Origin of the sequence: Idiomarina xiamenensis 10-D-4 (assembly GCF_000299895.1) — a bacterium.
GTDB lineage: Bacteria > Pseudomonadota > Gammaproteobacteria > Enterobacterales > Alteromonadaceae > Idiomarina > Idiomarina xiamenensis.
Window position 1 is genome coordinate 136,745 of record NZ_AMRG01000007.1, and the last position, 12,706, is coordinate 149,450.

7 protein-coding genes and 1 tRNA gene are annotated in these 12,706 nt (G+C 52.0%); 3 read left to right on the forward strand and 5 right to left on the reverse strand.

Features of this window, described 5'->3' with window-relative positions:
• Positions 1-84: 84 nt before the first annotated feature.
• The gene (locus tag A10D4_RS07030; RefSeq protein ID WP_008488619.1) at positions 85-1,974 is read right to left on the reverse strand and encodes a propionyl-CoA synthetase; all 1,890 of its coding nucleotides are present in this window, start codon (positions 1,972-1,974) and stop codon (positions 85-87) included.
• 166 nt (positions 1,975-2,140) lie between these two features.
• On the opposite strand from A10D4_RS07030, the gene A10D4_RS07035 reads away from it, so the two are divergent.
• Positions 2,141-2,228, forward strand: a tRNA-Ser gene (locus A10D4_RS07035).
• A gap of 49 nt (positions 2,229-2,277) precedes the next feature.
• On the opposite strand, the gene A10D4_RS07040 is transcribed toward A10D4_RS07035, so the two are convergent.
• Entirely contained in the window at positions 2,278-2,541 is a 264-nt protein-coding gene (locus tag A10D4_RS07040; RefSeq protein ID WP_008488620.1) for a hypothetical protein, read from the reverse strand.
• 200 nt (positions 2,542-2,741) lie between these two features.
• Between A10D4_RS07040 and A10D4_RS07045 the strand changes: the two genes are divergently transcribed.
• Positions 2,742-4,514 (forward strand): monovalent cation:proton antiporter-2 (CPA2) family protein, encoded by a 1,773-nt coding sequence (locus A10D4_RS07045; protein ID WP_008488621.1) that lies wholly within the window; start codon positions 2,742-2,744, stop codon positions 4,512-4,514.
• Positions 4,511-5,386, forward strand: a complete 876-nt coding sequence (locus A10D4_RS07050; protein ID WP_008488622.1) for an NAD-dependent epimerase/dehydratase family protein — start codon at positions 4,511-4,513, stop codon at positions 5,384-5,386. The genes A10D4_RS07045 and A10D4_RS07050 overlap by 4 nt, the downstream gene beginning before the upstream one ends.
• Before the next feature lie 17 nt (positions 5,387-5,403).
• Here A10D4_RS07050 and A10D4_RS07055 read toward each other — a convergent pair whose 3' ends face one another.
• From A10D4_RS07055 to nadA, 3 genes are all read right to left on the reverse strand, one after another.
• The gene (locus tag A10D4_RS07055; protein ID WP_008488624.1) at positions 5,404-6,822 is read right to left on the reverse strand and encodes an FAD-dependent oxidoreductase; all 1,419 of its coding nucleotides are present in this window, start codon (positions 6,820-6,822) and stop codon (positions 5,404-5,406) included.
• Entirely contained in the window at positions 6,822-11,291 is a 4,470-nt protein-coding gene (gltB, locus tag A10D4_RS07060) for a glutamate synthase large subunit (RefSeq protein WP_008488627.1), read from the reverse strand. Before gltB ends, A10D4_RS07055 begins: the two co-directional genes overlap by 1 nt.
• Before the next feature lie 210 nt (positions 11,292-11,501).
• On the reverse strand, positions 11,502-12,545 hold the full coding sequence (nadA, locus tag A10D4_RS07065) for a quinolinate synthase NadA (protein ID WP_008488629.1): 1,044 nt from the start codon (positions 12,543-12,545) through the stop codon (positions 11,502-11,504).
• Positions 12,546-12,706 lie beyond the last annotated feature (161 nt).

Below are 12,706 nucleotides of genomic sequence, written 5' to 3' on the forward strand. Positions count from 1 at the left end.
ACGCTTTTATTGACACTTTAAAGCAAATACAAATTTACACGCTTTTTTTATCGTCGGCGACGTATTAAACGCCGCTAACACGTATTAAGCCGATTGCTTACGTTCGACAACTGCCGCGGCAATATCATCAAGACTGCTAGGGTCATCGATGGTGGACGGTACGTTGTAAGATTCGCCATTGAGTATTTGTCGCATAACACGGCGTAAAATTTTTCCAGAGCGGGTTTTCGGTAGGCGGTTAACCACATAGACATGCTTTAAGCAGGCAATAGCACCAATATCAGCTCTGATCATCTCGATGAGCTGTTGCTGTAATGTCGCTTGCTCAACGCCCATTTGGTTTTTAATGATGACAAAGGCTACCGGCACCTCACCTTTAATCTCATCATAACTACCAACCACAGCACACTCGGCGACCGCACGGTGAGTGGCGATGACTTCTTCCATCTCGCCTGTAGACAAGCGATGACCAGCGACGTTGATAACGTCGTCGGTACGCCCCATCACATACAGGTAACCCTGTTCATCAAAATAACCGCCATCGCCGCTACTATAGTAACCCGGGAACGCCGCTAAGTAGCCGTCATGATAACGTTCGGGATTGCGCCAAATACCCAGCAAACAGCCTGGCGGCAACGGCAACTTGATCGCAATAGCCCCCTGCTCACCGGGCTTTAGCGGCTCACCGCTATCCGACAAAATAGTAATTTGATAGCCCGGCACCGGAAACGTCGGTGAGCCAGGTTTAACCCGCTGCGCCGCCTCACCCACCGGGTTCGCACAGACCGGCCAACCGGTTTCGGTTTGCCACCAATGGTCGTAGACCGGTTTAGCGGTATGCTCACAGGTCCATTCATAAGTCGCCGGATCTAAACGCTCTCCCGCCATGTAAATGCGTTCAAGCTGAGATAGATCATACTGCTTAATCAGCTCGCCTTGGGGATCCTCTTTTTTTATCGCTCGAAACGCCGTCGGCGCAGCAAACACGGCTTTCACCTGATAATCAGCACAAACGCGCCAAAACGCGCCAGCGTCAGGAGTTTTTATTGGCTTACCCTCGTACAGCACCGAGCTGCACCCAAAGATCAACGGCGCATAAACAATGTAAGAGTGACCGACCACCCAGCCGACATCAGATGCCGCCCAGAACGTTTGTCCCGGCTGCATACCATAGACATACTGCATGGAATAGTTAAGTGCCACTGCATGACCACCGTTATCGCGCACCACACCTTTGGGTTTACCGGTCGTGCCTGAGGTATAAAGCACATATAACGGATCGTTACTGTTGACTGCGGTACATCCGACGGCGTTTGCCGTTGCCATCAATTGCTGCCAGTCATGGTCGCATTCGGCTTTTAAGTCGGCCTGACATTGTGGGCGTTGATAAACGATCACCGCTTGTGGTTTGTGCTTAGCTTCAGCAATGGCTTTATCGACCATTGGTTTGTAAGCAATCACTTTGTCGATTTCGACACCACAAGAAGCCGTGATCACGGCCTTCGGTTCGGCGTCATCAATACGCAACGCTAGCTCGTGTGGGGCAAAGCCACCAAACACCACCGAATGTACTGCGCCCAAACGCGCACATGCTAACATCGCAATCGCCGCCTGCGGGATCATCGGCAAATAAATCACCACCCTGTCGCCACGCCCCACGCCCTGCGCCTGCAAAGCCCCGGCAAACTTGGCGACCTCGTCACGTAGACGTTGATAACTCCACTGCTCGCGCGTATCGGTCACTGGTGAATCGTAGTACAACGCCACCTGCTCACCGCGCCCTTGCTCGACATGATAGTCCAATGCCATATAGCAAGTATTCAGCTCACCATCAGCAAACCATTGTTGCTGCTCATCCAACACCGTTTGCGGCGCGACAAACCAAGGCAAACGCGCCGCCTGCTCACGCCAAAACGCTTCAGGTGACGACATTGAACGTTGATATTCCGGTAAATAATGGTCTGCAAAAGACATAAATCGGTCGCTTACTTGGCTAAATTCATAACCCTTAATCTACCCCGTCACACACAGATTCCTATTCGACCAACGTCTAACCTTACAAAAGTTAGGGTTATATGAGCAAACACCGCAAAGTCATTGACCCCAACAGCGCTTTCCCTTAGTATACGCGGCTCGTAGCGGAGAGGTGTCCGAGTGGCTGAAGGAGCACGCCTGGAAAGTGTGTATACGGCAACGTATCGAGGGTTCGAATCCCTCTCTCTCCGCCAGTTACGAATAGATGAGAACCCTCGGGTTCGACAAAACGCCACGCAATTATCAATCCCCTCCATCACAAGCACAACCAGCGCCTTTGCGACAGGTTTTGTTGCGCGCAATGCAACTGTCGCCGCAAGCTTTGCCTTTGCGACAGACTTTACAACAGCGCTTAGCTTCATCAGCTAGAAGCCAGCTATTCGACTTATCGGGTGTCAGACAAGCACTAGCGATACTCGCTTTGGTTGAGAGTTGCTCGACGTTACTGGCCGCCGTGTTAGCGGTAAAAATAAGAAAAACCATCAACAACGATTTGACGAGTTTCATCAGGATTCTCCGGTAACCGTTCTTTGGTAACCATTCGTTGATAACTTAAGACTCGCTGACTCACCTATCAACATCGCCCAAATTGACTATAGACCTTGACCCAACGCTAAGCTAATTTTGCCTAGTGCAAACCAGTCTGCCCTCGCCAAACTCCCCACAGCTCGCTATGATGTGGCTATCACCCGCCGGCACTGATCGCTATGGACTATTTACTCACATTATTGATTTATTTAGGCGCCGCTGTCATTGGCGTAGTGCTGTTTAAGCGCTTACGGTTAGGCGCGATTTTAGGGTATTTAGTAGCCGGCGTGGTGCTGGGTCCAGACGTTATCGGTATTGAACAAAGCCCCTATCAACTGATGCACATTGCCGAAATCGGCGTAGTGTTACTGCTATTTGTCATCGGCTTGGAGCTTAACCCCGATAAATTGTGGCGCATGAAAGGCGTAATTTTAAGTCTGGGTGGTGGTCAGTTACTACTCTGCGCCGGTTTGATTTTCTTACCGCTGTGGCTATTTTCTCATCAAACACTAAGTCCATTACTCGCAGTGGCCTGCGCGCTAGCGCTTTCCTCTACCGCATTTGCAGTGCAGTTACTCGAAGAACGCGCGCTATTAAACACGCAAGATGGACGCAAAGGTTTTGCCATCCTGTTAATGCAAGATTTAGCCGTCATTCCACTGCTGTTGATGGTGCAGGCTATGGCCGGTCGCACGCCGGTAGAAAGCGTACCTTGGTGGTACGGTGTGGTGGCAGTGGTGGCGGTGTTAGTGGCTGGTCGCTATTTGATCAACCCCGTACTCAAAGCCGTGGCTCACTGGGGCAGTAGCGAGATCATGACCGCACTGGCGCTGGTTATCGTGCTCGGTACGGCGTTAGCCATGGAGCATGCCGGCTTATCAATGGGCCTCGGCGCCTTTACCGCCGGTATTTTACTGGCTAACTCGAGTTTTCGTCATCAGCTCGCCACCGACATTGAACCCTTCAAGGGGTTACTGCTTGGCTTGTTCTTTTTAGCCATTGGTATGAACTTGGATATCGCACGGCTGCTGCAACAGCCGTTGTTATTTATCGGCTTAGCATTGGCGCTAATGGTTATTAAAACCGGCGTCATTGCACTACTGCTTAAACTTGCCAAAGCACGTACCGACAACGCCCTACGCATTGCCCTGATGCTGTCTCAGGGCGGCGAATTCGCGTTTGTCCTGATGACCCAATCCGAAAACCTCGGCGTGGTTAGCGCCGACCTTGCCAGCGCCGTCACCTTGGTCGTCAGTCTATCAATGGCATTCACGTCGCCGTTACTGATGTTACTGGAAGCACTGCAACGTCAACGCCAGCGGCAACAACCACAACAAGCTTATGACAGCGAGTCACCGGAAACCGAGCCGCAAGTGATCATTGCAGGTTTCGGCCGCTTCGGACAAATTACCGGACGTATTTTGTCGGCCAACCACATTCGCTTCACTGCGCTGGATAAAAGCATCGACCACATCAGCTTTGTTAAAAAGTTCGGCCACAAAGTGTTCTTTGGCGATGCCGCGCGTTTAGATTTATTGCGTACCGCCGGTATTGAACACGCCAAAGTGTTGTTGATCGCCATCAACGATGAGCAAGCGACCAAACGTATCATTCAAGTGGTCGCCGAAAATTTCCCCAGCTTAATCGTCATCGCTCGTGTACATAATCGTTTTGCCTACATTAACTTGCATAATAATCAGGTTACTGAACTTATCCGGGAACTCTATGGCAGCAGTTTGAGCGCCGCCGAATCCGTGTTACGCCATTTAGGGTTAAGCGAATCCGAAGCCAGTCATAAGGTCTCGTTGTTCCGTAAACATGACGAACAAATGATGCAGCAAATGCAAACCCACCAAGGCAACTTAGAAAAGATCATCGAAACCGGTTTACGCAGTCGCGCCGAGTTGGAGCAACTGTTTGATAATGACCGGCAGGAGAAAACATCATCATGAAAGAACTACTAGCTATCGGTTACGGCGATATCGCTGCCCGTTTATTTGAGCGGCTCAGCCAGCAGCCAGCAGGCAGCGGTTGGCGACTTCGTGGATTATGTCGCCAGCCGCAGCAAAAGCGGCCGATTAATGGTGTCGAGTTAGTCGCCGCCGATGCAAGCGAGCAAGAACAGTTAGGCCAATATTTGAGCAGCGCCACGCACAGCATTATTGTCACCCTGACCCCTCGCGATTATTCAGCGGCCGGTTATCGACAGGGGTATGTCGTACCCTGCCAAGCGATTCAGGCAGCCGTAGCCAAATATGCCCCGCAAGCTCGTGTGTTTTATATATCGAGCACCGGGGTTTATGGGCAAAGCGATGACCAATGGGTAGACGAGCAGAGCCCGGCCCAGCCTGACGACGCCAACGCACAACAATTACGTCAGGCCGAGCAACTGATCGAGCGCTTACCGCAGCACACCCTGTTACGCTGTGCTGGTATTTATGGGCGTGAGCGCGCGCGCCTGCTCGACAACATCGCTAATGCCACATCGACACACCCGCAACACGCTCCGGCAGGCTTTAGCAATCGTATTCATATCGAAGACTTAATTTCAGCTTTAACACACGTGTTAACGTTGTCTCAGCCAGCTAATTGCTACAATGTTTGCGATAACGAACCTAGCCGCCATCATCAAGTCTATGCGTGGTTAGCCGAACAACTTGGTGTCGACGATGCCGCCATTATTTATGATCAACAACCGCCTAAACGCGGTAGCAAGCGTTGCCGTAACCAACGCTTACGCGACAGTGGCTGGCAACCACATTATCCGAGTTTCCGCGAAGGCTACTCGGCATTACTAAACGACGATAGTAAGCGACGACAGTAAGTAGCGCCTGGTCACACTCAGTCAACCTGCAAATAAGTCAAAATGCCCTCGGCCGCAGCGCGGCCTTCGGCAATTGCGGTCACCACCAGATCAGCGCCGCGTACCATATCGCCACCGGCAAAAATTTTCGGGTTAGCAGTCTGCATCGGAATGTCGCCGTTGTTAGCCGCCACAACAGTCTGCCACTCGGTTAACTCAACCCCAGCAGTCGCTAACCAAGCTGGCGGGTCGGGCTGAAAGCCAAAAGCGATCAAGACCGCATCGGCGGCTTCGATATACTCGCTATCAGCTATCGGTTGAGGCCGTTTACGCCCCTGCGCATCGGCAGGTCCGAGCTCGGTTTTGACCATCCGCACACCGCTGACCCGGCCATCTGCATGCGCTTCAATCGCCAACGGTTGGCAATTGAAAATAAAGCGTCCGCCCTCTTCTTTAGCGTTCTCTACTTCGCGCCGCGAACCCGGCATATTCTCGGCGTCACGACGATAAGCACAAGTGACTTCGGCGGCGCCTTGCCGTATTGCGGTGCGCATACAATCCATCGCCGTATCACCGCCACCTAACACCACCACGCGCTTATCGGCTAAATCGATAAAACGATGGCGCGGCTGCTCAACACCCATTAAGTGCTGTGTATTAGCAATTAAATAAGGTAAAGCCTGATAAACCCCTTGCGTATCCAACCCAGCCAACTGTCCGTCAATGGCATGATAGGTACCTAAACCAAGAAATACCGCATCGTAATCATTGAGCAAATGCTCAAAAGCGATGTCATCGCCGACACAGGTATTGAGGCGAAATTCGATGCCCATTTCGGTAAAAATCTCACGTCGGCGTTGCAACACCGATTTCTCCAATTTAAAGGCTGGAATACCATAGGTCAGCAGACCGCCGATCTCATCATAGCGGTCAAACACTACCGGCTTGACTCCTTGCCGCACCAATACATCAGCACAGGCTAAACCGGCAGGTCCCGCGCCGACCACAGCGACGCGTTTACCACTGTCACGCACACCCGACATATCGGGCCGCCAGCCCTGTTTAAAAGCTTCATCGGTAATGTACTTTTCAATGCTACCGATAGTCACCGCACCAAACTCATCATTAAGTGTGCAAGCGCCCTCACAGAGCCTATCTTGCGGACAAACTCGGCCACAAACTTCGGGCAAACTATTAGTCTTATGCGATAACTCAGCGGCTTCAATAATGCGCCCTGCCGCAGCTAGCTGCAGCCATTGTGGAATATAATTGTGCACCGGGCACTGCCACTCGCAATACGGATTACCGCAATCTAAGCAGCGGTCGGCTTGTCCCGCCACTTGTGGTGCCGACATGGGTTGATAAATTTCGACAAATTCGATCTGCCGTTCGACAATGGCGCGCTTAGGTGGCTCGATACGTTGCACATCTAAAAATTGATAGACGTTCTTGTTCATTACATCACCTGTATCCGTAACTCAGCAGTAGAGCGTGCGCGATGCCCCAGCAAATCGCGCATATCGGCAGCCTTTGGCTTGATCAGCACAAATTGTCGTAAATATTGTTCAAAGTCAGCCAACATCGCCTGTGCCCGTTGGCTTTGGGTCGCCTCATAGTGGTCGTTTATCAAGCCCCGTAAATGCTCTTTCATTACCTCGCCCTGGACCGGCTCTAACTGCACCAAGGCCGGGTTTAAGCGCTCACTCATCTTGCCATCTTCGTCGAGCACGTAAGCGAATCCGCCGGTCATGCCAGCACCAAAGTTAATACCGGTTGCACCGAGTATGGCAACGACGCCACCGGTCATGTATTCGCAACCATGGTCGCCGATACCTTCAACCACTGCCGTGGCGCCCGAGTTACGTACGGCAAAGCGCTCACCGGCACAACCAGCGGCGAATAGGCGGCCGCCGGTGGCACCGTACAAACAGGTGTTGCCCATGATGATGGCCTGATGACTGGCATAGGCGACACCGGCTTGTGGCTTGAGCACCAGCAACCCACCAGCCATTCCTTTGCCAACGTAGTCATTGGCGTCGCCAGTCAATAGCAGGTGTACACCGCCGGCATTCCAAGCGCCGAAACTCTGACCGGCGCTACCGCTGAAGCGCAGCTTTAACGGCGTTGTTGCCATACCTTGGTTACCATAACGGCTAGCCACGTAGCCCGATAACGCGGCGCCGACGGAGCGGTCATCGTTGCGAATACTCAATTGCCAATCTCCACCAGCGCGCTTATCAACGGCGCTACAGCAACGAGCTAACAGTTGTTGATTTAACTGCCCTCGGTCATAAGGAGGATTACTCTCGACACAATATTTAGCCAACGGTGACGCCGTGGCCGCAGCCTCTAATAACGGTTGTAGATCGATTTGTTGTTGGCGTTGGGTGTCGCCCGCAATGCGCTCAAGTAAATCGCTACGGCCAATCAATTGAGTCAACTCGGTCACGCCTAACTGCTGTAACCATTCGCGTACTTCTTCGGCGACAAACTGAAAGTAGTTAATGACACGTTCAGGTAAGCCAGAAAAATGGTGACGGCGCAGGTTTTCATCTTGTGTCGCAACGCCGGTAGCACAGTTATTTAAGTGACAAATACGTAAATACTTACACCCCAAAGCCACCATCGGCGCGGTGCCAAAACCAAAACTTTCGGCACCTAGAATTGCAGCTTTAATGACATCCAACCCCGTCTTTAAGCCACCGTCCACCTGTACTCGAACCTTATGTCGAAGCTGATTCTCGACCAAGGCCTGATGCACCTCGGCGAGTCCCAGCTCCCACGGGCTTCCGGCATGTTTAACCGAGCTTAACGGGCTAGCGCCGGTGCCACCGTCATAACCTGAAACCGTGATCAAATCGGCATAAGCTTTTGCTACGCCGGCGGCGATAGTACCGATGCCGGGTGCCGACACCAGCTTGACCGACACCAGCGCCTTTGGGCTGACCTGTTTCAGGTCGAAAATTAATTGCGCTAAATCCTCGATGGAGTAAATATCGTGGTGCGGTGGCGGCGAAATCAGCGTCGTTCCCGCTACTGCATAACGTAGCTGAGCAATTTCCGCGGTGACTTTTTCACCCGGCAACTGCCCACCCTCGCCCGGCTTAGCACCTTGTGCAACCTTAATTTGTATGACATCGGCGTTAACTAAGTAATGCGGCGTGACACCAAAACGTCCCGACGCCACTTGCTTGATACGTGAATTGCGGTCACTGCCAAAACGTTTCGGATCTTCGCCGCCTTCACCCGAATTAGAGTGACCACCAATGCGGTTCATCGCCTGCGCTAAGGCTTCGTGTGCTTCAGGACTCAGGGCGCCAATCGACATTGCTGCACTATCAAAACGCTGCATCAAGTGACTGGCGCTTTCAACGTTATCCAGTTTAGGCCGCTGCTCGGTCGGCACCGGGGTTAACTTAAGTAAGTCGCGCAAATGTGCGATAGGGCGCTGATTGACATGGTTAGCAAAACGCTGATAAGCGTCTTTATCGTTACTAATGACCGCCTGCTGTAAGCTAGTCACGACATCCGGGTTGTAGGCATGATATTCGCCACCGTGCACGTACTTTAATAGCCCGCCCTGCACTAACGGACGCCGTTTTAACCATGCCTGCCGCGCCACACGTAAGCTATCTTGCTGCAAGTCGCTAAAGCCAGCGCCGTTAACGCGGCGTGCCAGGGTCGCAAAGCACAGCTCGCAGACCTCGTCGTTGAGGCCTATCACCTCAAATAGCGATGAACCACGGTAACTCGCGACCGTAGCGATGCCCATCTTCGACATGATTTTCAGCAGGCCTTTATTAATACCCTCGCGATAAGCACTTAAGGCATCGCGCATCGGTCTATCGACATATTGCTGACGCACCAACTGCTCAATCGTTTCATAGGCCAAAAACGGGTATACCGCGGTTGCCCCCAAGCCAATGAGCACCGCGAACTGATGCGGATCTCGCGCTGAAGCGGTTTCGACAATGATGTTGGAATCACAGCGTAAGCTATCGCGCACTAAGCGCTGTTGCACCGCACCCACGGCCAAGGGTGCAGCAATCGGCAATAACCCCTGACTAATACCACGGTCAGATAGAATCAGTAATACCGCGCGTTGCGCCTTGACCGCCTCAACCGCCTGTTCGACTAGCTTGATAACTGCGCCTTGCAGATCGATCTGCTGCGGGTCGTACAGTAACGATAGCGTGGTGCTGGCGTAATGTTCGTGCTCCAGCTGACGCAATTGCTGCATGTCGGTATACATTAAAATGGGAGAATCTAACACCACACGCTCGGCGTAGCCGGAGGTTTCATTAAACACATTCTGTTCGCGACCTATGCAGGTCGCTAACGACATCACGTGGCGCTCACGAATAGGGTCGATCGGCGGATTGGTAACCTGCGCGAACAGCTGTCGAAAATAGTCGTAGAGCAAGCGTGGATGCTGCGACAGCACCGCCAGCGGCGTATCATCGCCCATCGAGCCGACAGCCTCTTGGCCGTCTTTGGCAAGTACCGCTAGTACTTGCTGTAATTCTTCTTCGCTGTAGCGAAATAGTTTGTGAAAAACCTTCATTTGCGGGTCGTCAAACAAACGCTGACCGATCTGACCGGCCTCACACTGACTAAACGGCGTCAAGTGCCTGACGTGTTGATTCAACCATTGCCGGTATGGATGGCGCTGCTGCAGATCTTGATCGATTTCGTGACTGCGCCAAATACGGCCATTGTAGGTATCGACGGCGAGCATCTGGCCCGGCCCTAAACGCCCCTTCTCAAGTACATCGTGTTCACCGTAGTCCCAAATACCCACCTCTGATGCGACCGTCAATACCCCCTGTTTGCTTAACACATAACGCGCCGGCCGTAAGCCATTGCGGTCAAGACAGCAGGCGACATGACGGCCATTACTCATGACGATACCGGCAGGACCATCCCACGGCTCCATATGCATCGAGTTAAACTCATAGAAAGCACGCATATCGTCGCCCATGGTCGGATCGCCCTGCCACGCTGGCGGTATCAACAAACGCATGGCGCGAAATAAGTCCATACCACCAGCCAACAGCAGTTCTAACATATTGTCCAATGCCGAACTGTCAGAGCCCTGTGCATTGACGAACGGACGTGCTTGCTGCAAATCGGGCAGCAGTGGCGAACTCATTTTATAGGCCCGTGCTTGCGCCCACTGGCGGTTGCCACGAATGGTATTAATTTCGCCATTGTGCGCTAAATAACGAAAGGGTTGCGCCAGCGGCCAACGTGGGTGGGTATTGGTGGAAAAGCGTTGATGAAACACACAAATGGCGGTTTCCATGCGTAGGTCAGCCAAATCCGGATAATAGGCAGGTAAATCACCGGCCATCATCAGACCTTTATAAACCACCACCAGACAAGACAGTGAGCAAATGTAAAAGTCGTCATCGTCGCTCAAGGCTTGTTCAATACGACGCCGGGCCATGTACAAACGTCGCTCAATATCTTTTTTACGCCAGCCCGGTTGCGCCGATACGAACACCTGCCGGATCACGGGCTGAGTCTGTGTGGCAATATCGCCGAGTACATCGGCGTTAGTGGGAACCTCACGCCACCCCACTAGCGTCAGTGTTTCCTGTGCCAGCTGACGCTCAATTTCATCAATGGCACGTTGCTGTCGCTGCGGATCGTGGCTTAAAAAAATCATACCTACCGCATATTTTTTGCCTAACTGCCATTGCTGCTGCTCGGCCAGATAGCGAAAGTAGCTGTCCGGCAACTGTAATAACAACCCACAGCCATCGCCGGTTTTACCATCGGCACTGATGCCGCCCCGGTGTTGCATACGATCAAGGGCGGTGACAGCGGTTTTAATGAGGCCGTGACTGGTTTCACCGTGGATATTGGCGATCAAACCAAACCCACAGTTGTCGCGAACGTCGCTATGCTGATATAAAGACATGGTACGGCCTCACTGGTGCGCAAGCATAGTTATTCATTAAGCCTGACTATTAATCCACATAATACTAACATTAACGCATAAAAAGCCATCAACACTCAAGTCTTGATTACGTCTACGAGCGTTATCATCAATACGCGGAAAACAGATTTTTGGCACAAAAAAACCGGTTCAGCTAACACTGAACCGGTTTTCTTAATGAATTAAAATTTATTAGCGCTTCAGATTAGCGGCGAACGCCAACATTCTATCAAGCGGTATCATCGCCTGACGTCCCAACTCTGGGTCGACATGAATTTCATGCTGCTCACCACCGTTGGTTAGCGCATTTTCTATCGCTTGTAAGCCATTCATCGCCATCCACGGACAATGCGCACAGCTACGACAGGTAGCACCATTACCAGCGGTTGGCGCTTCTAGAAACCGCTTATGTGGCGTTAACTGCTGCATCTTATAAAAGATACCGCGGTCGGTGGCGACGATAAAGGTCTCGTTATCCAGCGTTTGGCTGGCTTTAATCAACTGCGACGTTGACCCTACCACATCGGCCATGTCGACCACGTTGGCTGGTGACTCTGGATGAACCAGCACGGCGGCATCTGGATACACGGCTTTTAAGTCAAGTAACGCCTTGGCTTTAAACTCATCATGCACCACACAAGCGCCCTGCCACATGACCATGTCAGCGCCGGTCTGCTTTTCGATATAGCTACCTAAGTGGCGGTCTGGCCCCCATAAGATCTTCTCACCTTGAGCATCTAGATGATCAACTAACTCCAACGCCATACTCGAGGTGACCACCCAATCAGCACGTGCTTTAACGGCAGCCGACGTGTTGGCATAAACCACCACGGTGCGCTCGGGATGTTGGTCGCAAAACGCCGAAAATTGATCGGCTGGACATCCGAGATCTAACGAACATGTCGCTTCTAAGGTTGGCATCAGCACGGTTTTTTCTGGCGTCAGAATTTTTGCCGTTTCGCCCATAAAGCGCACCCCGGCAACAATCAACTTGTCGGCCTGATGGTCACGCCCAAAGCGAGCCATTTCCAGCGAGTCAGCGACACAGCCGCCAGTCTCCTCAGCAAGCGCTTGAATATCAGGGTCGGTATAATAGTGCGCTACCAGTACCGCGTTTTGCTCAACTAGTAACGATTTAATACGCGCTCGATAATCTGCTTTTTCGGCATCGCTGAGCGGTTTAGGCTTGGCTGGAAAATGATAGTCGAGGCTATCAACCACTTGAATTTCTGTCATACTACAACACTAACCTGCGCAATCATTAACTCTTAATATTGAGTCATTATACGCTAAACTCAAGGCTATTTGTAATACTGCTGACAGCTTGGACTTGATATGCAGGTATGTCGCGAAGAAGTGGTGGGTTGTGCAGGATTCGAACCTGCGACCAATTGATT